This window comes from Ruminococcoides intestinale (assembly GCF_040095935.1).
Classification (GTDB): Bacteria; Bacillota; Clostridia; order Oscillospirales; family Acutalibacteraceae; genus Ruminococcoides; species Ruminococcoides intestinale.
This window is the reverse complement of record NZ_JBBMFQ010000009.1, coordinates 1-25115: the sequence shown is the minus strand read 5'-3', so window position 1 is coordinate 25115 and position 25115 is coordinate 1. Positions and strand designations below refer to the sequence as shown.

The following is a 25115-nucleotide window of genomic DNA, read 5'->3' as shown; positions in this document are numbered from 1 at the left end:
TTCATGAATAATCTGTAATAATATCATATACCTGTGAGGGCGGTTTTTATGAAGAAATTTGTCATTTTGCTTTTAATCTGCTTATGTTTTCTGCTTTGTTCATGCAGTGCCGACACATCGGGATATCAAAACGAGCTTACCTGCACAGACTGGAGTGCAGAGCTTGACGGCGGCGGAAAGATAAACCTTTCGTTTGACGGTGAAAATGCGTCCCTTATTATGATAAGCGGAAAAGACAAGGCGGAGCTTTGCGGAAAATATGTTGCCGATGATACAACGCTTGTCATATTTGTGCCGAAACTTTACCGAAACTACACCTTTGAATATATTCCCCACGGAAAAAAGCTTGATTTGTCATACAACGGTTCAAAAATCACGCTCAGCCGTGCCGATAACACGCAAAAAACCGAGTAAATCAGCCGTTCAATGTTTCTTATGTACATTTTGAGCGGAATACGCAGATTAACGAATAATTTTATTGATAAATAAAGTTGTGTGTGTTATAATGTTTTAAGCTATGTTATTATGCCATTTTTGGATTTTTTCGGAGGTATTGTTTTGGTAGTGTTTGGAATTGATCCCGGATATGCCATTGTAGGTTGGGGAGCAATCAATTTTCAATCGAATACATATAAAACTCTCGGTTACGGTGCAATTGAAACCGTTGCCGGAACTGATTTTAACAAACGGCTTGAGTACATCTATGACGAAACCTATGCTATTCTCAACAGATGTCGCCCCGACGCCCTTGCAATCGAAAAACTTTACTTTCAGACCAATCAGAAAACGGCTATCAATGTTGCTCAGGCAAGGGGAGTAACCCTGCTTGCGGCACAAAAACTTAAAATACCAATCTTTGAGTACACTCCTCTTCAGGTCAAAACGGCTGTAACGGGATACGGCAAGGCTAAAAAACCACAGGTTATGGAAATGACCGCAAGACTTTTAAAGCTGAAAGAAATTCCGAAACCCGATGATACCTGTGATGCACTTGCAATTGCAATCTGTCACACACAGGCGGCAGGCTCACAGCTCAGAAGAGTAATGTACGGAAAGGGACTTTAAATATGCTTTATTCCGTAAGAGGAAAACTTATTGCTATAGAATCAAATGCGGCGGTAGTAGAGTGCGGCGGTGTCGGCTATATGTGCCAGACAACAATGAACACACTCAAAGCCGTAAAGCTTAACACAGAGGTAACGCTCTACACCTACCTTAATGTAAGGGAAGATGCGGTTGACCTTTTCGGCTTTGCAACAAAGGCAGAGCTTGAAACCTTTAAAAACCTCATCAGCGTAAGCGGTGTAGGTCCAAAGGCAGGACTTGCGGTTTTGTCGGAGCTCAGTCCCGAACAGGTTGCAATGGCAATTGCCTCCGATGACCTCAAAACAATTACAAGAGCACAGGGAATAGGCAAAAAAATTGCACAGAGAATTGTTCTTGAACTCAAGGACAAGCTTGCAAAAGCGGCTAAAGAGGACAGTTCCTTTGCACAGGCGGCACAGAACAGCGTGAATGTTTCAACGGGAAATGTTCCGAAAGCAATCGAGGCACTCGGAGTTTTGGGCTATTCTCCTTCGGATGTTTCGCCCGTACTCGCAACACTCGACAGCGCCCTGCCTGTTGAACAGCTTATTTCGCTCACATTAAAACAGATGGGAAGACAGTAACATATGAGTAAAATGGAATTCTCGGATGAATTTGATTTTGAAAACAGAATAACCGATACTTCCGAAATTCCCGAAGATACGGCAGAGAGCGACAACCCTCTGCGGCCGAAAACACTTTCGGAATACATAGGACAGGAAAAGGCAAAGGAAAACCTCAAGGTCTTTATCGAGGCGGCAAAAATCAGAGGCGAAACCCTTGACCATGTACTGCTCTACGGCCCTCCGGGACTCGGTAAAACAACTCTTTCGGGAATCATTGCGAATGAACTCGGTGTGTCAATGAGAATAACCTCAGGCCCTGCAATTGAAAAGCCGGGCGACCTTGCGGCATTGCTTACCAACCTTAACGAGGGTGATGTGCTTTTTATTGACGAAATTCACAGACTGAGCCGTTCCGTTGAAGAAATACTTTACCCTTCAATGGAGGACTTTGCAATTGACATCATCACGGGTAAAGGTCAGATGGCGGCTTCGTATCATCTGCCGTTGCCAAAATTTACACTTGTCGGAGCAACCACAAGAGCAGGTCAGCTGACCGCTCCTTTGCGTGACCGTTTCGGTGTGGTGTTAAGACTTGAGCTCTACACTCCCGAGGAGCTTGCACAGATTGTTGAAAGAAGTGCCGGAATCCTCGGAATAAAAATTGAACATGACGGTGCGCTTGAAATTGCGTCCCGTTCAAGGGGAACACCACGAATTGCAAACCGACTTTTAAAGCGTGTGCGTGACTTTGCACAAGTTATGTCAAACGGCGTCATCACACTTGAAACCGCAAGGACAGCACTTGACAGACTCGAAATTGACGAACTCGGTCTTGACCGCAACGACAGAAGAATGCTTGAGGCAATCGTTCGTTTTTACAACGGCGGTCCTGTCGGACTTGAAACACTTGCGGCGGCAATCGGTGAAGAGGCTGTAACAATCGAGGATGTCTATGAACCGTATCTTTTGCAGATAGGTTTTGTCAGCAGAACACCGAGAGGCAGATGCATAACTGCCGAGGCTTGCAAGCATCTCGGCTGTGAATTTCCTAAGGGCGTTGTAAATGCACAGCCTACACAGCCGACTCTCTTTGGTGACAGGGAGTCATAAATCAGTCACAATATGAGTGTATAATTCAACAGAGTGCAAGGTTCTTACTTGGGTTATATCGAAAATTTCAGTTTTGAAAATTTACAATCTACAAATTATTTAACGGAGGAATATATATAATGGGAAGATTATTCGGTACAGACGGTGCAAGAGGTGTTGCAAACGCAGAGCTTACACCCGAACTTGCAATGAATATAGGCAGAGCGGCGGCAATGGTTCTTATCAGCGATGAGGTTGAACACCCCACAATTCTAATCGGTAAGGACACAAGACTTTCGGGCGATATGCTCGAGGGCGCACTTATTGCAGGACTTTGCTCGGTAGGTGCAAATGTTCACATTCTCGGGGTAGTTCCTACTCCTGCGGTTGCTTATCTTGTAGGCAAATACAATGCCGATGCAGGTATTATGATTTCCGCATCACACAACCCGTTTGAATTTAACGGTATCAAAATTTTCAGTTCTGACGGATGCAAGCTCCCCGATGCCCTCGAAAACAGAATTGAAGAAATCGTACTTGACCATGTTGTTCCGTATGCATCCGCAACAGATGAAAATATCGGCAGAGTAACATATGATACAGAGGCGGCTGATTTGTATATTGACCACCTTGTTTCGGCAGTTGACTGCGACTTTGAGGGTATGGAAATCGCACTTGACTGCTCAAACGGTTCTTCTTCAAGAACAGCCGAAAAGCTTTTCACAAAGCTTGGTGCAAAGGTTCATATGCTTTTTGACGAGCCTGACGGTGTGAACATCAACCGTGACTGCGGTTCAACTCATATGAGCAAATTGCAGAAGTATGTTCGTGAACATAAGCTTTCATGCGGTCTTGCATTTGACGGTGACGCCGACAGATGTCTTGCGGTTGACGAAAGCGGAAACCTTGTTGACGGCGATTACCTTATTGCAATCTGTGCAAATGATATGAAGCAGAGAGGCGTACTCAAAAAGAATGCCGTTGTCGGAACAATTATGACAAACATGGGCTTTAACAAGTTCTGCGAAGAAAACGATATGCACTTTGTTTCAACAAAGGTTGGCGACAGATATGTTCTCGAAGCTATGATGCAGGAGGGCTACAACATCGGCGGTGAGCAGAGCGGTCACATCATTTTGCTTGACTATGCAACAACAGGCGACGGTCAGCTTTCAGGTGCAATGATTCTCAGCATTATGAAGAGAACAGGCGAAAAGCTCAGTCAGCTTGCAAAGATTATGGAGCGTTTGCCGCAGGTGCTCATTAATGTAAAGGTCAGCAGAGAGGGCAAGCTCTCATTCTATACAGACAGGGAAATCAAGGCTGAAATCGAAAGAGTGAGCGAAATCCTCGGTGACAGAGGCAGAATCCTTGTTCGTGTGTCGGGAACAGAACCTCTCGTAAGAGTAATGCTCGAGGGTGAAAACCTCGAAGAAATTCAGAACCTTGCGGAAGAAGCCGCACAGGTAGTAAGGGAAAGACTTGCATAATGCGATTATCTGATAAATGGAAAGATTATGAACTTATAGATACCTCTGACGGGGAAAGACTTGAAAGATGGGGAGATATAATCCTTATCCGTCCCGATCCGCAGATTATCTGGTCAAGCGAAAAGAAAAATCCTCTTTGGTATTCGGCACATGCCCGTTATCACCGCTCAAATCGTGGCGGAGGAAGTTGGGAGCAGTACAAAAAAGTTCCCGACCGCTGGACTGTAAATTACGGCGACCTCGTTTTCAACATCAAGCCTATGGGATTCAAGCACACAGGTGTGTTCCCCGAACAGGCAGTTAACTGGGATTTTGCCGCAGAAAAAATTAAAAACGAAAACAGACCGCTTAAAATTCTCAACCTTTTCGGTTACACAGGATGTGCAACTCTTGCGTGTATGAACGCAGGTGCAACCGTTTGCCATGTTGACGCATCAAAGGGTATGGTTCAGTGGGCAAAGGAAAATGCCGCATCAAGCGGTATTGCCGACAGACCTGTCCGTTGGCTCGTTGACGATTGCGTAAAATTTGTACAGCGTGAAATCCGCCGTGGCAACAGGTATGACGGAATCATCATGGATCCTCCGTCATACGGCAGAGGTCCGGGCGGTGAGGTCTGGAAACTTGAAGAACAGCTTTATTCACTCGTAACCCTGTGCAAACAGGTTCTCTCAGACAATCCGCTGTTTTTCATTCTCAATTCCTACACAACGGGACTTTCTCCCGCTGTAATGGAGTATTTGCTCGGAGTTCTTTTGCAGAAGGACTTCGGCGGAAAAGTATCAAGCGATGAAATAGGACTGAAGGTGAGCGACACGGGACTTGTATTGCCGTGCGGCTCAACCGCAATATGGGAGAAATAATAAATGAGCTTTATTTCACTTGACAACATCAGCTTTTCATATTCCGACATTGAAAGCGGTCAGCCGTACAAAAATGCGGTTGACGGTGTTTCTCTCAATATCGAAAAGGGTGAATTTGTTGCCCTTCTCGGTCACAACGGATGCGGAAAGTCAACTGTTGCAAAACATCTCAACGCAATGCTATTGCCGGATAAGGGCAAAGTGTATGTTGACGGAGATGACACATCAGATGAAAACAAGACATATGACATAAGAGAAAAAGTGGGACTTGTACTTCAAAACCCCGACAACCAGCTTGTTGCAAGCGTTGTTGAGGAAGATGTTGCTTTCGGCCCCGAAAACCTCGGAATACCGCCAAAGGAGATCCGACAGAGGGTTGACGATGCCCTCAAAGCCGTTGATATGTACGATTACCGTGAACACGCTCCGTTCAAGCTTTCGGGCGGTCAGAAACAGCGTATTGCAATTGCCGGAATTCTTGCAATGCAGCCGCAATGCATAGTTCTTGACGAACCTACGGCAATGCTTGACCCTAACGGCCGTGACGAGGTAATGACAACGCTTTTAAAACTCAACCGTGAAAAGAATATGACGGTTGTCCTCATCACACACTATATGGAAGAGGCAGTCCTTGCCGACAGAGTTGTCGTTATGGACGCAGGAAAAATTCTCACTCAGGGTACACCCGAAGAAGTTTTTTCACAGGCGGAGCTGCTCAAAAAGCACCGTCTTGATGTTCCGCAGGCAACAGAGCTTGCATACAGACTCAGGGGGTGCGGAGTGAAATTTGACAAACTTCCTCTCAATGCAGAGCAATGTGTAAAAATGCTTGAGGAGGTGCTGTCATGAGCAAGGTGCTTGAACTGAAAAATTTAAGCTATGTTTACGGAACAGGCACTCCGTTTGAGAAAACCGCTGTCAATAATTTGAGCCTTTCAATTGAAAAAGGCGAGTTTATCGGTATTATGGGACACACGGGCTCGGGCAAGTCAACACTTGTTCAAATGCTCAACGGACTTATGAAACCGACTTCGGGACAGGTTCTTCTTGATGGCGAGGATATCTGGGCAAATCCCAAGGATATCAGAAAAATCCGTTTCAAAGTCGGAATGGTATTTCAGTATCCCGAATATCAGCTTTTTGAAGAAACCGTTGCCAAGGATATCGCATTCGGCCCTACGAATATGGGCAAGAGCGGTGCAGAGCTTGAAAAAGCGGTAAATGACGCTGCAAGATTTACCGGACTTAAAGATGAACTTCTTGAAAAATCTCCGTTCGACCTTTCGGGCGGTGAAAAGAGAAGGGCGGCAATTGCAGGCGTTATAGCAATGAATCCCGAGGTTCTCGTTCTTGACGAACCGACCGCAGGTCTTGATCCTATGGGCAGAGATGTGCTGTTGAGCCAGATTGTGCAGTATCACAAGGAACGCAAAAACACAGTTATCCTTGTATCCCACAGCATGGAAGATATTGCAAGGGTTGCCGATAAGATAATCGTTATGAACAAGTCAAACCTCGTTATGTTTGATAAGACGAAAGAAGTTTTCTCAAAGGGACGAGAGCTTGAAAAAATAGGACTTCGAGTACCGCAGATAACAAAGATTATGCTTGAACTGCGTGAAAAAGGTTTTGATGTTCCCGAAGGAATACTTACTGTTGATGAGGCAATGGACTGTATTTCCTCACTGCTTGACAAGGAGGGTAAAATATGGTAAGAGATGTTGCGTTCGGTCAGTATTTTCCTGCGAACAGCGTAATCCACAAATGTGATCCCCGTGCAAAGCTGATTATGCTTGTCGGATTTCTCGTAATTATTTTCTGTACTTTTAATTATGCTTCGCTTGCGCTTGTTGTGCTTTTTACCGCGCTTTTTGTTGCGGCAAGCAAGGTGCCTGCAAAGTTCTATTTCAAAAGCATGAAAGTAATTATATTTATTATAATAGTAACCTCAATTCTCAATGTGTTCTACGGTTCGGGTGATCCGCTTGTACAATGGGGAATTTTCAAAATTACCTTAAACGGCATTAACAGAGCAATTTTTGTTTCGGTAAGAATTATCTGTCTTATACTTGCAAGCTCCTGTCTTACATTCACAACCTCTCCGACAGAGCTTACGGACGCAATCGAAAGACTGATGAAGCCGCTTGCAAAACTGCACTTTCCCGTTCACGAGATTGCAATGATGATGTCGCTTGCTTTAAGATTTGTTCCCACACTTCTTGAAGAAACCGACAAAATTACTCAGGCTCAAAAGGCACGAGGTGCCGATATGGAGTCGGGTAATATTATTCAGAGGGTAAAGGCGTTTATCCCTATTCTCATTCCGCTTTTTGTTTCGGCATTCAGAAGAGCCTATGAGCTTGCAACAGCTATGGAGTGCCGTTGCTACCGTGGCGGAACAGGAAGAACACGAATGAAAACTATTCATATGGCAAAGCGTGACTATGTATCTTTTGTAATGGTCGCACTTCTAATCGGCGGAGTGATTTTATGCAACATATTCCTTCCTGCGGCAGTTTAAGAAATCTTCTTCTCACAATTTCATATGACGGAAAAGAGTTCCACGGCTGGCAGATTCAGCAGAACGCAATGACGGTTCAGGAGGCTTTTCAAACTGCTCTTTCAAAGATTATCGGCAATGACTTTGATGTAAAGGGATGCAGTCGCACAGACAGCGGAGTTCACGCAAATATGTACTGCATCAGCCTTAAAACAGAGCACCCCATAAAGCCCGAAAGGCTCAAGGCTGCGCTTAACCGCTGGCTGCCGCTAAGCATTGCGGTTCTTGACTGCAAAGAGGTTGCACCCGATTTTCACGCCCGCTATTCCTGCACAAGCAAGGAATATATCTACAAAATCTGGAACAGCGAGGTGCGAAATCCGTTTCTTGACGGATACGCACTTCATTACAGATACAAAATTGACGAAAATTTGCTCGACAAAGCCGCTCAGGCATATGTCGGCAGACACGATTTCACTTCCTTTTGCACGCTTGATAACCGTGAAAAAGGGGATATGACCAGAAATGTAAAAGCCTTTTCGGTAACCCGTGAGGGCGACCTTGTTACAATGAAGGTTGAGGCTGACGGCTTTTTGTACAATATGGTTCGTATTATGGTGGGAACACTTCTCAGGATTCAGCAGGGTAAAATTGCTCCCGATGAAATTCCCTCCATTATAGAAAAGAAAAACAGAAAATATTCGGGTCCCACCGCACAGGCTTGCGGATTGTACCTGAATCGTGTGAATTATGAAAATGACAACAGTTCACAAAAAGGAGTGAACGCTGATGTTTAAAAAATTTAAAGGACATTATTCAAAACGAAAGACACATAAAACCGACAGAGATGTAATGAGCTATGAGGATATGCCTCTTGACGATTATGAACAGGAAAAAACCGAAATGTCGCCGCAGGCTGTCAAGAAAATCGTACTCGGTGCGTGTATTGCCATTGCGGCAGGACTTATAGTTTTTGCCTTTGCAAACCGTGACAAGCTCACATGGGAGAACATCTCAAACTGGTGGACTTATGATGTACTCGGAAATGCCGGTCACGGCTATCCCGTTGACATTATCGGTTCCGAGGTTTCATCGGGCAACTTTGCAGTGTCACAGGGACATGCCGTGTATGCGTCGGACACCTCGTTCGTAACCCTTACAAATTCGGGTACAGAGGTTGCACGACTTCAGCTTACACATTCAAATCCCGTAATGAAAAACAATGAAAACAGATTTCTCACATACGGAATCGGCAGTGCAAGCTATGAGATAAGCAGTTTTGACGAAACGCTTTACTCAGGCAATGCCGAAAATAAAATATACACAGGTGATGTTGCCTCAAACGGTACATACTGTCTTGTTACCGAGGACAACGGTTATCTTACAACGCTGTATGCCTACAGCAAAAATAATAACAGAATTTACAAATATTCTTTTTCGGAGTATTATATAACATCGGTAGCAATTAACAAGGACGGCTCCGGTTGCGTTGCCACAGGTGTGTCAAGTGATAAGGGTTCGGCGGTAACGGGCGTTTATGTGCTTGATTTTTCACAGGAAAAGCCTGTTTCAACCTACAAAATTTCAGGTGACAGCGTGCTTGATTGCAAGTATCTGACCTCAGATACGGCGGTTCTTGTGGGCTCACAGGCAAGCTATATTGTTAAAAAAGGTGAAAAGAATTACAAAACAGTAAGCTATGAGGACAAAACTCTTTCAAATTACTGCTTTAACACAGATACATCAACCTATACAATGGCTCTTTCAAGGAGCGGTGACGGAAGAAGTGTTGCTCTCATAAGCTATAACAGTAACGGCGAGGCACAGTACACAATAAATACCGAACACAAAGCCGATTCGCTTTCTGTCTACAAGGGTACGGTTGCAATCCTTGACGGAAATGTTGTTTACGGTTATAATCAAAATGGTGATTTGCTTTATTCGACAAATTCGGGAACCGGTTCAAAAAAGATTGTGCTTGCCTCGGACTACACCGCTTACATTCTCAGCGTAAATCAAATTAGGTTTATTGACCTTGACAGTGTATCGAGTGACGATACCGCTCAAACTTCAAAACAGGAGTAATAAATTTGGTTGCAGATATAATTATTATTGCCGTGTTTGCGCTTTTGTTTTTTATTGATTTCAAGCGTGGCATAGCAATTACAATTCTCAATGTTGCAGGTGTGGCTCTCACGGGCTTTCTTGCATATCACATTTCAAATTTTCTTGCATCGTGGGTTTATACGGCATTTGTTCAGCAGACCTTAACAACAAATCTGCAACAAATGATTGACACTCAGGGCATCAACTCAGCCATTGCAAACAGTTTTTCGGCTTTGCCAAACTGGGTTATGGGAATGCTCGGATTTTTCCTTTCAATTTTCGGATTGGATTCAAGTGTCTATACAAACGATTTTCAGGTTCCGAACTCTGCCGCAGCGGCGGTGTCAACTTCGGTGGAAAATCTTATTCAGCCGGTTATCACAGGAATGTTCCGCTTGGTTATCGGTGTAGTTATATCAATAATTATCTTTATAATTATAAAAATTCTTGTTAAAAAACTTGCAAGAGTGTTTAAAATACCCGTGGTGAAACAGATTAATAAGCTTCTCGGCGGTGTGTTGGGACTAGCGGAGGCGGCAATCCTTGTGTTTTTTGCCGTTAATATCTTTTCGGGAGTGCTTGAGTTTTCAAATCCCGAAATGCTTAATAACCCGATGATTTCGGGTGCTGTTTTTAAATTTTTCAGCGTTGCAGTCTGAATGAAGAAACAGGAGGGAACAGTAATGGAAAAAGAAAAAGATGTGTGGAGCTTTAAAACATCCGATTTGGTTACTATACCTAATATTATAACTTATGTAAGATTTGTGCTTATAATCCCGTTCGTATATTTTTTCCTTGCGGAACAGTATATATATGCGGCAATATGTATAGGTTTGTCGGGACTTTCCGATTGCTTTGACGGAATGGCTGCCAGAAAACTCAATCAGGTAACTCCTCTCGGAAAAATCCTTGATCCCATTGCAGACAAGGTAACGCTTTTTGCGGTCGTTATCTGTATGGTGATTTATGTGCCTATGGTTCTTCCGATTCTTGTAGCACTTCTGGTCAAAGACCTTCTTATGCTCCTCGGAGGTGCCGATTTAATCAAAAAAAGACTCACTCCGCCTTCTGCAAACTGGTACGGAAAGGTCGGAACAATTATTTTCTACTTTTCCGTATGTCTTATCGTATTTCTCAAGGCCTTTTTTGCCTACGAAAATATGGTGCTTGATCTGATATTGCTTTCGGTTACAGCCGCATCCATGCTATACGCTTTGTATCGTTACGGCAAAATCTATTTTGCAATGATTAAGGAGTACAACGAATCACTTAAAAAGACAGCTGACATTAAAAATAAATAAATTCCGACAAATAAATATTGAATTATTTGTTAAACAGTTGTATAATTCTTATATTACCATGACAGCAAATGTGCAATTTGGTGTCCTAAAAAGGAGTATGCTATGCTTTGTACAAGATGCGGAAAACGGCCTGCGGTTGTTTTCGTTTCAAATAATAATTCCAAAGACGCCCCAACGGCAGGTTATTGCCTTACCTGTGCAAAAGAGCTTGGAATCAAGCCGGTTGAGGATCTTATCAGCAAAATGGGTATCTCGGACGAGGACCTTGAAAATGTTCAGGATCAGATGAATACCCTCATGAATAGTATGGGTGACGGCGATATGTCACAGCTTATGGAACAGCTTGGTGCGGATAACCTTGCCGAGCAGATGGGCGATTTTGCTAAAGACGGTGACGGCAGTGAGGATGATGACTTCTCTCACGGTGCACCTGCATTCCCTGCATTTTTCAACAGTATGTTTGGCGGACAGAACAACAATGCGACAAATCAGGATAATAATAAAAAGGGCAAAAAAGAGAAAAAAGAAAAGAACAGAAAGCACATCAATCTTTACTGTGAAGACCTCACACGCAAGGCGAGAGAGGGCAAAATTGACCGCATTGTCGGCAGAGACAGCGAGATTGAGCGTGTAATTCAGATTCTTTCAAGAAGAACAAAGAACAATCCTTGCCTTATCGGTGAACCCGGTGTAGGTAAAACCGCTATTGCAGAGGGGCTTGCTCTCCGCATTGCCGCAGGAAATGTTCCTCAAAGACTTAAAAACAAGGAAATTCAGCTTCTTGACCTCACATCACTTGTTGCAGGTACTCAGTTCAGAGGTCAGTTTGAAAGCAGAATCAAAGGACTTGTTTCCGAAATCAAGGAGAACGGCAACATAATTCTCTTTATTGATGAGGTTCACAGCCTTGTCGGCACAGGTGACAACGAGGGTACAATGAATGCCGCAAATATCCTCAAACCGGCTCTTTCAAGGGGCGAGGTTCAGGTCATCGGTGCTACAACATTCAATGAATACAGAAAATATATCGAAAAGGATTCTGCTCTTGAAAGAAGATTTCAGCCCGTAAAGGTCGGTGAGCCTACAATTGCTCAGTCAATTGATGTTATCGCAGGTGTAAAAGGCTATTATGAGGCACATCACCGTGTAATTGTTGACGATGATATCGTTCGCAAGACGGTTGTCCTTTCCGAAAGATACATAACAGACCGTTTTCTTCCCGACAAAGCAATCGATCTTCTTGATGAAAGCTGTGCCTGTGCTGCTCTCCGCAATAAAAACATGGAGCGTCACGATAAGCTTGAGGACGAAAGACAGAAGCTTCTTATCAGGAAGGACGCTCTTACAAATGCCGATGAGGTAAACTACGAACAGCTTGCCGAGGTCAACACAAGCCTTGCAAGAATTGATAGCGACCTTAAAGAAATTGATCCCGAAACTCTCGTTTCAAAGGTTACAGAGGAGGATATCGCCAAGGTAATCGAACTCTGGACAGGCATCCCCGCATCAAGAATCAAGGAAAATGAGCTTTCAAAGCTTGCCGACCTTGAGAACGAGCTTAAAAAGAAAATTATCGGTCAGGACGAGGCTGTAAAGGCTCTTGCATCTGCAATCAGAAGAAGCAGAGTTCAGATTTCACCTCGCCGCAGACCTGCATCGTTCATCTTTGTAGGTCCTACAGGTGTCGGTAAAACAGAGCTTGTAAAGGTTCTCAGCAAGGAACTTTTCGATACCCCAGAAACTCTTATCAGACTTGATATGAGTGAATTTATGGAGAAACATTCGGTTTCTAAAATTATCGGTTCACCGCCCGGATATGTCGGTTACGATGAGGCAGGACAGGTAACGGAGAAAGTTCGCCGCAGACCTTATTCGGTTCTCCTCTTTGATGAAATCGAAAAGGCTCATCCCGATGTTCTCAATATTTTGCTCCAAATTCTTGACGAGGGCAGAGTTACAGACGCTCACGGCAGAACAGTAAACTTTGAAAATACTGTTATCATTATGACATCAAATGCCGGTTCTGCATCAAAGGACAGTGCATTAGGCTTTGGCAAGACTGAAGAAGATGCCTCAAAAGAAAAGATTATGAAGGCACTTTCCGAGTTCCTCCGTCCCGAATTTATCGCAAGAGTTGATGAGGTTATCGTATTCAACAGCCTTAAAAAGGACGATTTTGTTAAGATTGCAGACCTTATGCTCTCTGAGTATGTACCGACTCTCGAGGAAAAGCACATCAAATTCACATTTGACGAAAAGGTTTGTCAGCTCCTTGCAGAAAAGTCATGCAACGGTGCAAGCGGTGCTCGTGACCTCAGAAACACAATTCGCAGAGAGGTTGAGGAGAAAATTGCAAACGCAATGATTGAGGCAGGTGCAGGCGGTGTTACTGCAATGCACCTTACAGCCGAAAACGGTGAGCCTGTTCTTCAGTCAATCTGATTTTTACGGTAAAAGTTAACACATAAAATTTCCGCATATCGGGCAGTCATCACGATTGCCCGATTTTTTGTTACAATATAATTCTATTAAAGAACAATCCCACATGGCGAGCCACCGTACCCTGTTCGTGTAGCTAGTTTGTAATATCAAAAAACATATTGCATCATTACTTTCGGGAGTCCAAAGAACGCTAATACGGTTGGATTACACAGACAATTGCAATGTTACGCTCGGGCATAATTTGTTTTGCATTATACAAACTGTCTACACGAGAGAAAAAACACAAGAGAAAAAAACGGCTGTGTAGCATAATGTACACAGCCGTCTTTTGAAAATAAAATGAAAGAAAGATTAACCTTTTACAGCACCTGAAACAACACCCTCGATGATGTATTTCTGACAGGCAAAGTAGAAAATAATAATCGGAACGATACTCAGAACGATAAGCGCCATAATAGCACTTGTGTCCGTATGACCGTAACTGCCGTTAAGATACTGAATGTGAATCGGAATAGTTTTGTAATCCATATCAAGAATAAGATAGGGGAGAAGGTAGTCGTTCCAAATCCACATTGTTTCAAGGATTGCAACCGAAATAAAAGTAGGTTTCATAATCGGAAGAACAATACCGAAGAATGTTCTCAAAGGACCTGCTCCGTCAACATCTGCGGCTTCCTCAATTTCAACAGGAATTGATTTAACAAATCCCGAGAACATAAATACCGCAAGTCCTGCTCCGAATCCGAGGTATATAATCAAAATACCCCACGGAGTTGTAAGCTTGAGACTGTCGGCTGTCTTTGAGAGGGTAAACATTACCATCTGGAAAGGAATAACCATTGAGAAAATGCAGAAATAGTAGATGATTTTGCATATACGAGAATTTGAACGCTGCAAGTACCACGCACACATTGATGTGCAGAAAAGAATAAGCACAACACCGCCGATTGTAATGAAGAAGCTCCATACAATTGACTTCCAGAATGGATAGTTGCCGTGGAACATACCTGTCATATAGCTTTGAAAGCCCTGAAAACTGTCTGCATTCGGAAATTCAAAGATTGCACGGCTGATTGCCGCATTGCTCTTGAAGGAGTTCATCAGTACAATGAAAACGGGAGCAACATAGAATACTGACACAATAGAGAAGAGAATTGTTAAAATCTTCATTCCTACGGTTTGTTTTTTCTTTACAGGCCTATCCTTAGCCTTTGCTGCAACTTTTGCCATTACTGCTGAACCTCCTTTCTTCTTGTGAAGTAAAGCTGAATAAGGGCAATGATAACAACAATTACGAAGAAGATAACGCCCTCAGCCTGACCTACGCCACGAGAATTCTGGTTTGCATAGAATGTATTGTAAATATTGAGAGCCATCATTTCCGTCTGATAAACCATTGTACCGCTTCCCTGTGATACAATACCCGGAGCACCGCCTGTGAGGGCAAGGTTCTGGTCGAACAGCTTAAATGAGTTTGTAAGTGTAAGGAATGTGCAGATTGTGATGGAAGGCATCATCATCGGCAATGTTACATTTGTAAGCAACTGTTTTTTGCCTGCGCCGTCAATTTTAGCCGCCTCATAAAGATCATGAGGTACGCTCTGGAAACCGGCAATGTAAATAATCATCATATAACCTGCCTGTTGCCAGCACATAAGAATTACAAGTCCCCAGAAGCCGTAGTTTGCGTTAAGCGCAAGGTTTGTTCCGTAATACTGAAGAATACCGTTAAAAATGTACTGCCAGATGTAGCCGAGAATGATACCGCCTACAAGGTTAGGAACAAAGAAAACAGTTCTGAATACATTTGAACCCCTGATTCCGAGCGTGAGTGCATACGCCACAAAAAACGCAATGAGGTTAATGAGTATAACTGATACTATAACAAACAGTACCGTAAACCAGAATGAATGTAAAAAGCCCTCATTCTGAAAGGCCTTGACATAGTTTCCGAACCCAATGAATACTGCGTCGCTTGTTGTTCTGAATTTACAGAATGAAAGGTAAATGCCGTTAAAGAACGGATATACAAAACCTATAAGGAAAGCAGCAAGAGTAGGAAGAACAAATATAAGAAAATAAATTTTTCTTTTAGGTTTTCTAAACATAATATTTTGCCTTTCCGTTCATAAAAAAGGGGGGCGGATGCCGCCCCCCTACCGAACCTGTTAAATTAAAACAGAAATCTTACAATCAGCCGTTAGCCTTTGCATATTCTGTTTTCCAACCCTGTACAAATGCAGTCTTAACAGCGTCCCAGTCGCCTGTACCTGCTGCATACTGTGTAAGAGCTGTGCCAACACCGTTTTTCCAATCTTCACTTGGCATTGTTGTGAAGTTCCAGCTTACCGGAGTTTTGCCTGCTGCTGTGAGCTCGTTATCAGCCTTAACAAATACATTGGTTGCTTCCTTAGCATTCTTGAAAGGAATTACAAAGCCCATATCATCAGCAAGAGCAGATGTACCTGTTTTGTTTGTTACACACCAGTTCAAGAATTCAAGAGTAGCTGCCTGATCGTCAGCACTTGCCTTGTTGTTTACACACCAGTAGTTCTCTGAACCTGTGCAAAGACCCTGATTAGCTTCATCGCCTACGCCGATGTAAATCGGGAGCATGCCGAGTTCGTCGTCCTTCATACCTGCCTTGGTAACTATTGAATATTCCCAGCTGCCGTTCTGGAAGAATACTGCTTCGCCTGATGTGAACTCAGTTTCAGCGTCTGTACCCTTCTTGCTTGCGAGGTCTGCAGGATCACATGTTGAATCTGTGATGTAGAGATCCCAGATGTTCTTATAGTTTTCAAGGTATTTACCCTCGATAGCGTCTGTTGATTTGATGCCCTTATCCTTGTACTCAAAGTAGATAGGAAGGTTAGCAAGGTGAGTTTTGAATCTCCAGTCAGATGAAGAATCCATACCTGCTGATGTGAACGCACCCTTAACGCCGAGCTTATCCTTATTCTTCTGGATTTCATCGGCAACAGTCTTTAACTTCTCAAAGCTGTTGATGTCCTCAATCTTTTTAACCGAAGCAAAGTCAGAATCGCAATACTTCTGGAGAAGAGTCTTGTTGTAGATAATGCCGTATGTTTCAATTACATAAGCAATACCGTAAACCTTGCCGTCTTCTTCAAGCGCATAATCCTTTGAAGTAAGCTGATTGTAAATTTCTGATGAACTGAGGTCTGCACAATAGTCTTTCCAGTTTGCAAGACCTACAGGACCGTTAACCTGGAAGAGTGTAGGAGCGTTGTCCTTGTCCATCTCTGCTGTAAGTGTTGACTCATAAGTACCCTCGGCAGCTGTCTTAACAGTTACCTCAACACCTGTTTCGTCCGTGTACTTCTTAGCAAGAGCCTGCCAATCCTTGTCCTGCTCAGGCTTAAAGTTAAGATAGTAAACTTTACCGTTTTTTGCGTTGCCTGCTGCATTTTTTGAATCATCTTTTGATGAACCTGATGATGAAGAACCGCCGCAGCCTGCAAGAGCAGTAGCAGTCATCATACCTGCAACTGCAAGAGCTGCAGCTCTTTTGAGTGTTGATTTTTTCATAGCTTTCACCTTAATTAAAAATATTTATCCGCTAAACCCGGATATTGGCGAGAGAACAACATTCTGTGTTCTCTCTATTGCCACAATCATAACACACTATTTATGAAAATACAATAGATTTTTTTAAAAAATTTCTCTGTGATTAGTCAAAACGAAGGTATTGACCAAATGTAATTTCAAAATCAAACAAAAAACAACCGCATATTTTCTGAGTTTTTTGACTTATTTGTCAAATAAGAAATATTAAAGCAACATTAAAGTTACAATATTGTAACCTGTCAAATATGGTCATTCTATTGAAAATGACAAGCGTTTTGTGCTAAGATTATGTCAAATTTGTTTTTTAAGAAGGTTAATTTAGCAATTATGAAAAATTTCAATCAATCATCACTTGCACGATTTTTCACCCGATTTCCTAAACTGTTATTTGCGGGATTGATGTACTCAATTCCGTTTGCCGTATTTTCCGGAATATTCATTCTCATAAGCTTTCTGTCCGGATTCAACAATGTAATATTATGGAGCTTGGGTATAATTCCCGCAATGCCGTTCTATTCCGGACTTGTAATGGTAATCCGCAAAATTTCGGTTGAAAAAGAGGATGTAAATGTTTTCAAAACTTTTGTACAGGCATTTCGTGAAAATCTGAAAAAATCAATCTTCAACGGATTTGTCGCTTACCTCATAGTAGCATGTTCATTTTTTGCAATTCTCTATTACGGAACACTTGCTCAGACAGACATAGTCTACGGCTCTGTCTTTACCATATATATAGTATTCTCAATTGCAATGCTGATTATGTTGTTCTATGTACCCCTGCTAACAATTACCTATGACCTCAGACTCCGTGACATTTATAAAAATTCACTCCTGTTGATTTTCGGTAAAATTCTCAGAAATATTGTAGCACTTGTGCTTGTCGTAATAGTTTCATTCGCAGTATTCCTCGCAGTAATCTATGCAAAAGGCGCAATGCTTGTTGTTGCAGTTGCTCTCTCGGTGATTTTCTACCCGATGATTGCAACCTATATAATAGTATCCGTAATCGCAAAAGGCGTACAGGAGTCTGTCGGTTACTTTACAGGTGATAATGTGCAGTATGTCCTTACGGAAGAAGAAGTTCAGCGTGAAACCGAAGCAGTCGAAAACGCAAACTCCGATGATGACTACATCTTCGTCAACGGCAGAATGATTAAAAATCCGGCTAAAACGGATACGAAAGAGTAATTTTTAAAGCACTTTGCAGAATGCAGGGTGCTTTTAGTTTTATATGCATAATGTGTTAGGTATATATGTGTGATTGATGTGATTGCTGCTTTTTGACTGACATTTGACTAATATTTAAGCAATATTATGCGATATTTCGCAATATTTTACGGTAAAAATAAACAAATAAAAACCGCACCAAAGAGCCTGAAAACGGCTTTCTGGTGCGGTTTTTGTTATGGAGCTGAAGAAGGGACTTGAACCCTCGACCTACTGATTACGAATCAGTTGCGCTACCAACTGCGCTACTCCAGCGTTTAATTTTTCGGTTGTTCGGCTGTAATAAAGCAAAAAATACAGAACGCAGAAATTGCATAAAAACATACACACTAACTGCCGCTACATGATTATACATCAAAAATTTAAAGATTTCAATACCAAATTTGAAAAAGAGGTTTACAAAAACCGGAAGAGAGGCATAAAAGTTTTACGAATCAATAATAATAGATGCAGATATAATTCATCAAAAAAATATTTATGAATACAAAATAATGCACAAAAATCGTGCCGATTTTTGTTTAGTGAAGTGTTATCACATTTGTGGAATATTTTATTTAAAAGTATTATAATTGAATCGCAGTGTGCAAAGCGGAAATACTTTTATGTGATAGGATGTGCAGAAGATGCCCAAAAGAAAGTGCAGTAATATCGACGCTTCGGTAGGACTCAGAATGCGTTATTACAGAATTCAGTGCGGACTTACCCAACAGCAGGTTGCGGACGCATTAAAGATAAACAGAACAACTTATACAAAATATGAAACGGGAGTTTCCGAACCAAGCCACGAGCTTCTAGGAAAAATCGTTAAAATGTTCGGTATCGATTATAACGCAATTCTTGACAACAGAGATTATTTTGAAAGAAGAGTTGCCGACGGTGACATGACGCTCAATGTACTGACTCTTTCCGAAAGAGCAATCATTGCAAGATATCGCTCAATGTCTAAAGAAGATCAGAAGAAAATTTGTGAATATATAGATATGCTCTACAATGAAAAAGCAAAGAAGATTTTGTAAAAAACACTTTACTTTTGACTTTGATTGTGATAATATAAAACAGATGACCGTGTCTCGGAACAGGGAGTATGCCGTTTGTCGGATTTTCACAGCCCTGCCCTGAGATGTTGGCGACTATTTTTGAAAGGTGGAATTTTTAATGCTTAAAGAAGAAAAGCAGGCTATCATGACTGAGTACGCAACTCACGAAGGCGACACAGGTTCTCCGGAGGTTCAGATTGCTCTTCTTACAAAGAGAATCAATGACCTTACCGAGCACCTCAAGGTTCACAAGAAGGATCACCACAGCAGAAGAGGTCTTCTCAAGATGGTTGGTCAGAGAAGAAGCCTTCTCGCTTACCTCACAAAGGTAGACATTGAAAGATATCGTTCTATCATTGCAAGACTCGGTATCCGTAAGTAATTTTTTAAGTACACAAGGGCAAGCGAAAGCTTGCCCTAAATTCGATTTTCTGCGGGATTTTTATTTGCTGTTTTTTAGCGGTAAAACGATTAAATAACATATGCTTTTGTGTGTTTGTCAGTTTTGTTTAATGGTTTTATTGCTAAATCGGCGTAAAATCCCGTTTGAATAAATTTGGACTTTATTTAAAATGTGAAACTTATGTTTCGGAAAGGATTTTACTAAAATGAATCGACTTATGACATTCGACAAATACAGAGTATTTGAAACAGAATTTGCAGGCAGACCTTTAAAGGTTGAAACAGGCAAGATGACACAGCTTGCAAACGGTGCGTGTCTTGTTCACTACGGTGACACAACAGTTCATGTTGCTGTTACAGCATCAGAAAAGCCAAGAGAGGGCGTTGATTTCTTCCCGCTTTCGGTTGACTATGAAGAAAAGATGTACGCAGTAGGCAAAATCCCCGGTTCTTACCTCAAAAGAGAGGGCAGACCTTCGGAAAAGGCTATCCTCACAAGCCGTGTAATCGACCGTCCTATCCGTCCTCTTTTTGACAAGAGCATGAGAAACGATGTTTCAATCGTTTGTACGGTAATGAGCGTTGATCCCGACTGTCAGCCTGAAATTGTTGCCATGATCGGTGCTTCAATCGCAATTTCAATTTCTGATGTTCCGTGGAACGGACCTATCTCGGGTTGTTCTGTAGGTATGATTGACGGTGAGTACATCATCAACCCGACAGAGGAGCAGAGAAAGGTTTCTCAGATGGCAACAACAGTTGCTTCAACAAGCACAAGAATTGCTATGATCGAGGCAGGTGCAAACTGCGTATCTGATGACGATATGTACAACGCTATTATGGCAGGTCACGAGGCTAACCAGAAGATTATCAGCTTTATTGAGGAAATCAAGGCTGAAATCGGCAAGCCTAAGTTTGAGTTTGCAAGTCTTGAACCCGACCATGATATGTTTGAGGCAATCAAGGCATTTGCAGAAGAAGATGTTAAGGTTGCTCTTGATACAGATGATAAGAGAATTCGTGACGAAAGACTCAAGCCTATCTATGAGGCAGTTCATGAAAAATTTGACGAGATTTATCCCGAAAGCGAAGCCCTCATTGACGAGTGCCTTTATAAGACACAGAAGTTCATTGTTCGCCGTTGGTTACTCGATGAGCAGAAGCGTGTTGACGGCAGAGGAATGGACGATATCCGTCCTCTCGCATCAGAGGTTGGCGTAATTCCGAGAGTTCACGGTTCGGGTATGTTCACAAGAGGACAGACTCAGGTTCTCACAATCGCAACACTCGGTCCTGTTTCCGACAAACAGCTCCTTGATGGCATTGACGGTGAAACAGAAAAGAGATATATCCACCACTACAACTTCCCAAGCTACTCAGTCGGCGAAACAAAACCAAGCCGTGGTCCGGGCAGAAGAGAAATCGGTCACGGTGCTCTTGCAGAAAGAGCACTCGTTCCTGTAATTCCTTCGGTAGAAGAATTCCCGTATGCACTTCGCCTTGTTTCGGAAGTTCTTTCTTCAAACGGTTCAACTTCACAGGGTTCAATCTGCGGTTCAACTCTTGCTCTTATGGACGCAGGTGTTCCGATTAAGGCTCCTGTTGCAGGTATCTCATGCGGTCTTATCACAGAGGGCGACCGTTGGATGACAATGGTTGATATTCAGGGTCTTGAGGACTTCTTCGGTGATATGGACTTTAAGGTAGCAGGTACACATGACGGTATCACAGCTATTCAGATGGACCTCAAAATCAGCGGTCTTACTCCCGAAATGATTAAAGAGGCTCTTGCCAAGACTCACAAGGCTCGTAACTACATTCTTGATGAAGTAATGCTCAAGGCTATTGCAGAGCCGAGAGAAGAGCTTTCAAAGTACGCTCCCAAGATGTTCACAACAACAATTCCTGCTGACAAAATCAGCGAGGTTATCGGTAAGAGCGGTAAGGTTATCAAGGAAATTCAGGCTGAATGCGAAGTTAAGGTTGACATTGAGGAAGACGGCGAACTCGGACAGGTATTTGTTTCGGGTATTGATTCCGACAAGTGTAAGCGTGCAATCGAAATCATCAACACAATCGCTGTTGATCCTGAGCCGGGTGCAATGTACCTCGGTAAGGTTACCCGTATTATGGACTTCGGTGCTTTCGTTGAAATCGCTCCGGGTAAGGAAGGTCTTGTTCACATTTCTCAGCTTGATGTTAAGCGTACAGAGAATGTAACAGATGTTGTTAATGTAGGCGACATCATCCGTGTTAAGGTAATGGAAATTGACGATAAGGGCAGACTTAACCTCTCTCGCCGTCAGGTTCTTATTGATGTTGACGGTCTTGTTCCCGAAAACGACATTGACGCAGAAAGAGCAGCTCGTCCACGCAGACCCCACAATGATCGCAGAGGCGGCTTTAACAGAAACAACAGAAAGTAATTTTTGTAGTCTGAAATCTAATACTTTTTAATATTTATACAATCAGTCCCTTTCAATTTGCAAATGCATTGAAAGGGACTGTTTTGTTAATTGAAAATTGAAAGTGGAAAATTGAAAATTATGTTCGAGCTGATAATTTGATAAAAAAACAAATTAAGTATTTAATATGTGATTTGTATTCAATATAATTATCATCTTGATTTCAACTTGATAACATAGTATAATTGACTTAACAAAAATTTCCGACAAATACGGACACAGATTTATAAAGGAGAGAATACAATGCAGGTTAAAATTTCCGATTCTATAAAATACATTGGCGTTGATGACAAGACAATCGACCTTTTTGAAAGTCAGTATCTTGTTCCCAACGGAATTTCTTACAACTCATATCTTATTGTTGACGAAAAGGTTGCAATTATGGATACGGTTGACAAGAGAAAAACTGATGAATGGCTTGAAAATCTTGACAGAGAGCTTAACGGCAGAACTCCCGATTATCTTGTAATCAGCCATCTTGAACCTGACCATGCGTCAAATATTAAGGTTGTTTCCGAGAAATATCCGTCAATGAAGCTTGTTGGTAATGCAAAGACTTTTTCAATGCTCCCACAGTTTTTTCCGGATTTTGATTTTGCCGATAAAACCGTTACAGTCAAAGAGGGAGACGAGCTTGAACTCGGTTCACACAAGCTTACATTCATAATGGCGCCCATGGTTCATTGGCCTGAGGTTATGGTTTCATATGAAAGCGCAGAAAAGGTTCTTTTCTCTGCGGACGGCTTCGGCACATTCGGCGCACTTGACGCTCAGGAGGACGATTGGGCTTGCGAGGCAAGAAGATATTACTTCAATATCTGCGGTAAGTACGGTGTTCAGGTTCAGAATCTTCTCAAAAAAGCCGCAAAGCTTGATATTCGGAAAATCTGCCCGCTTCACGGCCCTGTTCTTGACGAAAATCTCGGTTGGTACATCGGTCTTTACGATACATGGAGCAAGTATGAGCCTGAAACCGACGGTGTGTTCATTGCATATTGTTCGGTTCACGGCAACACGGCCAAGGCAGCCGAAAAGCTTTGTGAAATCATCAAATCAAAAACCGACAAAAAGGTTTCGATTGCAGACCTTTCACGCACAGACCTTGCTGAGGATATTGAGGACGCATTCCGTTTCAGCAGAATGGTTGTTATCGCACCGAGCTATGACGGCGGTGTGTTCCCGATAATGAACGATTTCCTGCACCACCTTAAAATCAAGGGCTACAAGAACAGAAAGGTTGCTATGGTTGAAAACGGCTCTTGGGCTCCTTCAGCCGCAAAGACAATGAGAGCATATCTTGAAGAAATGAAAAATGTTGAAATTTGTCCTACTGTTGTGACAATCCGTTCTGCTATGAAAGAAGAAAATATTCCTCAGCTTGAACAACTTTCTGACGAAATTCTTGGATAATATCATAATAAATTGACATAAATGCAATAATAAAAGGATATAAATATATATTTATAGCTTCAATAATTACACCTAAAAGATGGCGAATTTTGTTCTGCAAAGGTTGAGATTGTTATTTTTGTAACAATTAGATAAAAATTCCAAAGGATATTTTACATCAAAGATTTAATTCCGTTGCAAATGCAATTGAATTTAAAACTCTTTTGTTGTACAATAAAGCTAAAGTTGATGCCCACGGAATAAGCATTGAAACAGATTCGTTTTTAGGTAATTTGTTTTGGAGTTTTGAAATTAGTCGTGAAAAGTTCTTTCTTCTGCCTGTATTCAAGGCTTATTTCGTTCATTCATATTGATATATTCCTTCTATAACCCAATATACCCCGAAAATGACCGACGCTTGTTGTCGGTCATTTCACTTTTCGGCAACCGTTTGCTTTGCGAAGGATTTATAACACAGCCTGTATCAATATGATTCAAGCAAGTTTTCAATTTAAAAAAATTCATAAATAATCATTTTCCGCCTTTGATTTCGATCGGAGGCGGATTATTTTTGTCCGAATCAAAAATATTTTGCTGAAATCTTGTTTGTTATGCGTCATTTATCTTGTAGAATGCGGTTATACAGTGAAAAATATAAAGATGCACATCATTTGTTATAAGATTGTCGATTGGTAATATTGTCAGCCTTATGTTGTTAAATATCGTGAAAAATTGGTTAAGATTTTATGTGCAGATTTATTGACTTTAGCGTACTGAATTGTTATGATTATGTAGTATGTGTAATGTCTGATGAAATATTGTATTCTTTTGCGGAATGGTTTATTGCTTTGTATATAAAGCATAAGTATGCAATATCTCATGACTTTTACTGCCGTAAATCAACAACATATTTTTCGTGCAAGGCTTTTGTGTGCGTTTCAAGCTGTCCTGTTGTGCGCATAAAGCTTGAACACGGAATTTAAGGCTTGATTTAGGCAGAACAAGGGGCATTACGAAAAACAAAAAATTAGGAGAGAAGTACATGAAGAGAGTAATCAAAAGAGCGGTTTCTTTTGTTCTTGTGTTTATGACTGTTTTCAGCGTGTTTACAATCCTGCCGAGCGAGGTTTTTCACACGGCATATGTAAAAGCGGCTGAAATGTTTTCTTCGGAAACAGGCGCAAGCGCACAGGAAACCTACACAACCGACGATTTCACCTACACGCTGATTGATGAGTATTCAAAGGTTCAGATTCTGAGCTACATCGGCAGTGACACAGATGTCGTCATTCCGGACAGAATTGACAATAAGAAAGTAACCTCGATAGCCGACAGCGCTTTCCGTGAAAAGTCAATCACCTCCGTAGTTTTCGGACAGTATATAGAATCAATCGGCAACTATGCGTTCTATAGTTGTCAGTCACTTAACAAACTCGATTTTTCAAAGAGTTCGGTTAAAACAATCGGAAGTTATGCATTTACATTATGTAAATCACTTGAAAGCATAGAATTCCCTGATAGTTTGGAAAGTATCGGATATGGTGCTTTTTCTGCTTATACA

Annotated in this window: 24 protein-coding genes and 1 tRNA gene; 21 read left to right on the top strand and 4 right to left on the bottom strand. The window is 42.0% G+C overall.

Annotated features, from left to right (window positions below):
• Positions 1-48 precede the first annotated feature (48 nt).
• The 14 genes from WMO31_RS10665 to WMO31_RS10600 all read left to right on the top strand — a co-directional run bounded on the left by WMO31_RS10665 (position 49) and on the right by WMO31_RS10600 (position 13443).
• Positions 49-414 carry a hypothetical protein gene (locus tag WMO31_RS10665; RefSeq protein WP_367999690.1) on the top strand — a complete coding sequence of 122 codons (366 nt, stop codon included), beginning with the start codon at positions 49-51 and terminating at the stop codon, positions 412-414.
• Positions 415-564: 150 nt separating this feature from the next.
• On the top strand, positions 565-1065 hold the full coding sequence (gene ruvC / locus WMO31_RS10660) for a crossover junction endodeoxyribonuclease RuvC (RefSeq protein WP_306526550.1): 501 nt from the start codon (positions 565-567) through the stop codon (positions 1063-1065).
• Between the two features lie 2 nt (positions 1066-1067).
• A complete protein-coding gene (ruvA, locus tag WMO31_RS10655; protein ID WP_015524114.1) occupies positions 1068-1670 on the top strand; it encodes a Holliday junction branch migration protein RuvA in 603 nt (200 codons plus the stop codon).
• A 12-nt stretch (positions 1671-1682) separates the two neighbouring features.
• The gene (gene ruvB / locus WMO31_RS10650) at positions 1683-2762 is read left to right on the top strand and encodes a Holliday junction branch migration DNA helicase RuvB (RefSeq protein ID WP_046432628.1); all 1080 of its coding nucleotides are present in this window, start codon (positions 1683-1685) and stop codon (positions 2760-2762) included.
• A gap of 119 nt (positions 2763-2881) precedes the next feature.
• A complete protein-coding gene (gene glmM, locus WMO31_RS10645) occupies positions 2882-4231 on the top strand; it encodes a phosphoglucosamine mutase (RefSeq protein ID WP_021884120.1) in 1350 nt (449 codons plus the stop codon).
• Positions 4231-5094: a class I SAM-dependent rRNA methyltransferase gene (locus tag WMO31_RS10640; RefSeq protein ID WP_015524111.1), complete on the top strand. Its 864-nt coding sequence runs from the start codon at positions 4231-4233 to the stop codon at positions 5092-5094. Before glmM ends, WMO31_RS10640 begins: the two co-directional genes overlap by 1 nt.
• Before the next feature lie 3 nt (positions 5095-5097).
• On the top strand, positions 5098-5943 hold the full coding sequence (locus WMO31_RS10635; RefSeq protein WP_015524110.1) for an energy-coupling factor transporter ATPase: 846 nt from the start codon (positions 5098-5100) through the stop codon (positions 5941-5943).
• The gene (locus tag WMO31_RS10630) at positions 5940-6809 is read left to right on the top strand and encodes an energy-coupling factor transporter ATPase (protein WP_117519643.1); all 870 of its coding nucleotides are present in this window, start codon (positions 5940-5942) and stop codon (positions 6807-6809) included. Before WMO31_RS10635 ends, WMO31_RS10630 begins: the two co-directional genes overlap by 4 nt.
• Positions 6803-7615 carry an energy-coupling factor transporter transmembrane component T family protein gene (locus WMO31_RS10625; RefSeq protein WP_046432606.1) on the top strand — a complete coding sequence of 271 codons (813 nt, stop codon included), beginning with the start codon at positions 6803-6805 and terminating at the stop codon, positions 7613-7615. Before WMO31_RS10630 ends, WMO31_RS10625 begins: the two co-directional genes overlap by 7 nt.
• On the top strand, positions 7585-8391 hold the full coding sequence (truA, locus tag WMO31_RS10620; RefSeq protein WP_304015190.1) for a tRNA pseudouridine(38-40) synthase TruA: 807 nt from the start codon (positions 7585-7587) through the stop codon (positions 8389-8391). Before WMO31_RS10625 ends, truA begins: the two co-directional genes overlap by 31 nt.
• Positions 8384-9679, top strand: a complete 1296-nt coding sequence (locus tag WMO31_RS10615) for a DUF5711 family protein (protein WP_015524106.1) — start codon at positions 8384-8386, stop codon at positions 9677-9679. The genes truA and WMO31_RS10615 overlap by 8 nt, the downstream gene beginning before the upstream one ends.
• Positions 9680-9684: 5 nt before the next feature.
• Positions 9685-10359 (top strand): CvpA family protein, encoded by a 675-nt coding sequence (locus tag WMO31_RS10610; RefSeq protein ID WP_101069484.1) that lies wholly within the window; start codon positions 9685-9687, stop codon positions 10357-10359.
• A gap of 24 nt (positions 10360-10383) precedes the next feature.
• Positions 10384-11001 carry a CDP-alcohol phosphatidyltransferase family protein gene (locus WMO31_RS10605; protein WP_046432616.1) on the top strand — a complete coding sequence of 206 codons (618 nt, stop codon included), beginning with the start codon at positions 10384-10386 and terminating at the stop codon, positions 10999-11001.
• Positions 11002-11103: 102 nt separating this feature from the next.
• Positions 11104-13443: an ATP-dependent Clp protease ATP-binding subunit gene (locus WMO31_RS10600; protein ID WP_367999689.1), complete on the top strand. Its 2340-nt coding sequence runs from the start codon at positions 11104-11106 to the stop codon at positions 13441-13443.
• Positions 13444-13794: 351 nt separating this feature from the next.
• Here WMO31_RS10600 and WMO31_RS10595 read toward each other — a convergent pair whose 3' ends face one another.
• The 3 genes from WMO31_RS10595 to WMO31_RS10585 form a co-directional block, all read right to left on the bottom strand.
• On the bottom strand, positions 13795-14673 hold the full coding sequence (locus WMO31_RS10595) for a carbohydrate ABC transporter permease (RefSeq protein ID WP_015524103.1): 879 nt from the start codon (positions 14671-14673) through the stop codon (positions 13795-13797).
• Positions 14673-15551, bottom strand: a complete 879-nt coding sequence (locus WMO31_RS10590) for a carbohydrate ABC transporter permease (protein ID WP_101069480.1) — start codon at positions 15549-15551, stop codon at positions 14673-14675. The genes WMO31_RS10595 and WMO31_RS10590 overlap by 1 nt, the downstream gene beginning before the upstream one ends.
• Before the next feature lie 85 nt (positions 15552-15636).
• Entirely contained in the window at positions 15637-16995 is a 1359-nt protein-coding gene (locus WMO31_RS10585) for an ABC transporter substrate-binding protein (protein WP_367999688.1), read from the bottom strand.
• 366 nt (positions 16996-17361) lie between these two features.
• Between WMO31_RS10585 and WMO31_RS10580 the strand changes: the two genes are divergently transcribed.
• Entirely contained in the window at positions 17362-18222 is an 861-nt protein-coding gene (locus WMO31_RS10580) for a DUF624 domain-containing protein (protein ID WP_367999687.1), read from the top strand.
• Positions 18223-18440: 218 nt separating this feature from the next.
• On the opposite strand, the gene WMO31_RS10575 is transcribed toward WMO31_RS10580, so the two are convergent.
• Positions 18441-18516 (bottom strand) — tRNA-Thr (locus WMO31_RS10575).
• Positions 18517-18884: 368 nt separating this feature from the next.
• On the opposite strand from WMO31_RS10575, the gene WMO31_RS10570 reads away from it, so the two are divergent.
• The 6 genes from WMO31_RS10570 to WMO31_RS10545 form a co-directional block, all read left to right on the top strand.
• Positions 18885-19277: a helix-turn-helix domain-containing protein gene (locus WMO31_RS10570; RefSeq protein WP_015524099.1), complete on the top strand. Its 393-nt coding sequence runs from the start codon at positions 18885-18887 to the stop codon at positions 19275-19277.
• A gap of 139 nt (positions 19278-19416) precedes the next feature.
• Entirely contained in the window at positions 19417-19680 is a 264-nt protein-coding gene (rpsO, locus tag WMO31_RS10565) for a 30S ribosomal protein S15 (protein WP_367999686.1), read from the top strand.
• A gap of 226 nt (positions 19681-19906) precedes the next feature.
• Positions 19907-22126, top strand: a complete 2220-nt coding sequence (locus tag WMO31_RS10560) for a polyribonucleotide nucleotidyltransferase (RefSeq protein WP_215639088.1) — start codon at positions 19907-19909, stop codon at positions 22124-22126.
• A 282-nt stretch (positions 22127-22408) separates the two neighbouring features.
• Positions 22409-23575 carry an FprA family A-type flavoprotein gene (locus tag WMO31_RS10555; RefSeq protein WP_367999685.1) on the top strand — a complete coding sequence of 389 codons (1167 nt, stop codon included), beginning with the start codon at positions 22409-22411 and terminating at the stop codon, positions 23573-23575.
• Between the two features lie 725 nt (positions 23576-24300).
• The gene (locus WMO31_RS10550; RefSeq protein WP_367999684.1) at positions 24301-24537 is read left to right on the top strand and encodes a hypothetical protein; all 237 of its coding nucleotides are present in this window, start codon (positions 24301-24303) and stop codon (positions 24535-24537) included.
• A gap of 59 nt (positions 24538-24596) precedes the next feature.
• The coding region (locus WMO31_RS10545) for a leucine-rich repeat domain-containing protein (RefSeq protein WP_367999683.1) at positions 24597-25115 on the top strand (519 nt) is incomplete at its 3' end.

What these genes read in the sequence shown, in the direction of transcription:
- WMO31_RS10665 (WP_367999690.1), top strand. Translation starts at nt 49, where the DNA reads ATGAAGAAATTTGTCATTTTGCTTTTAATCTGCTTATGTTTTCTGCTT.
- ruvA (WP_015524114.1), top strand. Translation starts at nt 1,068, where the DNA reads ATGCTTTATTCCGTAAGAGGAAAACTTATTGCTATAGAATCAAATGCG.
- ruvB (WP_046432628.1), top strand. Translation starts at nt 1,683, where the DNA reads ATGGAATTCTCGGATGAATTTGATTTTGAAAACAGAATAACCGATACT.
- glmM (WP_021884120.1), top strand. Translation starts at nt 2,882, where the DNA reads ATGGGAAGATTATTCGGTACAGACGGTGCAAGAGGTGTTGCAAACGCA.
- WMO31_RS10640 (WP_015524111.1), top strand. Translation starts at nt 4,231, where the DNA reads ATGCGATTATCTGATAAATGGAAAGATTATGAACTTATAGATACCTCT.
- WMO31_RS10635 (WP_015524110.1), top strand. Translation starts at nt 5,098, where the DNA reads ATGAGCTTTATTTCACTTGACAACATCAGCTTTTCATATTCCGACATT.
- WMO31_RS10630 (WP_117519643.1), top strand. Translation starts at nt 5,940, where the DNA reads ATGAGCAAGGTGCTTGAACTGAAAAATTTAAGCTATGTTTACGGAACA.
- WMO31_RS10625 (WP_046432606.1), top strand. Translation starts at nt 6,803, where the DNA reads ATGGTAAGAGATGTTGCGTTCGGTCAGTATTTTCCTGCGAACAGCGTA.
- truA (WP_304015190.1), top strand. Translation starts at nt 7,585, where the DNA reads ATGCAACATATTCCTTCCTGCGGCAGTTTAAGAAATCTTCTTCTCACA.
- WMO31_RS10615 (WP_015524106.1), top strand. Translation starts at nt 8,384, where the DNA reads ATGTTTAAAAAATTTAAAGGACATTATTCAAAACGAAAGACACATAAA.
- WMO31_RS10605 (WP_046432616.1), top strand. Translation starts at nt 10,384, where the DNA reads ATGGAAAAAGAAAAAGATGTGTGGAGCTTTAAAACATCCGATTTGGTT.
- WMO31_RS10600 (WP_367999689.1), top strand. Translation starts at nt 11,104, where the DNA reads ATGCTTTGTACAAGATGCGGAAAACGGCCTGCGGTTGTTTTCGTTTCA.
- WMO31_RS10595 (WP_015524103.1), bottom strand. Translation starts at nt 14,673, where the DNA reads ATGGCAAAAGTTGCAGCAAAGGCTAAGGATAGGCCTGTAAAGAAAAAA.
- WMO31_RS10590 (WP_101069480.1), bottom strand. Translation starts at nt 15,551, where the DNA reads ATGTTTAGAAAACCTAAAAGAAAAATTTATTTTCTTATATTTGTTCTT.
- WMO31_RS10585 (WP_367999688.1), bottom strand. Translation starts at nt 16,995, where the DNA reads ATGAAAAAATCAACACTCAAAAGAGCTGCAGCTCTTGCAGTTGCAGGT.
- WMO31_RS10580 (WP_367999687.1), top strand. Translation starts at nt 17,362, where the DNA reads ATGAAAAATTTCAATCAATCATCACTTGCACGATTTTTCACCCGATTT.
- WMO31_RS10570 (WP_015524099.1), top strand. Translation starts at nt 18,885, where the DNA reads ATGCCCAAAAGAAAGTGCAGTAATATCGACGCTTCGGTAGGACTCAGA.
- rpsO (WP_367999686.1), top strand. Translation starts at nt 19,417, where the DNA reads ATGCTTAAAGAAGAAAAGCAGGCTATCATGACTGAGTACGCAACTCAC.
- WMO31_RS10560 (WP_215639088.1), top strand. Translation starts at nt 19,907, where the DNA reads ATGAATCGACTTATGACATTCGACAAATACAGAGTATTTGAAACAGAA.
- WMO31_RS10555 (WP_367999685.1), top strand. Translation starts at nt 22,409, where the DNA reads ATGCAGGTTAAAATTTCCGATTCTATAAAATACATTGGCGTTGATGAC.
- WMO31_RS10550 (WP_367999684.1), top strand. Translation starts at nt 24,301, where the DNA reads ATGTGCAGATTTATTGACTTTAGCGTACTGAATTGTTATGATTATGTA.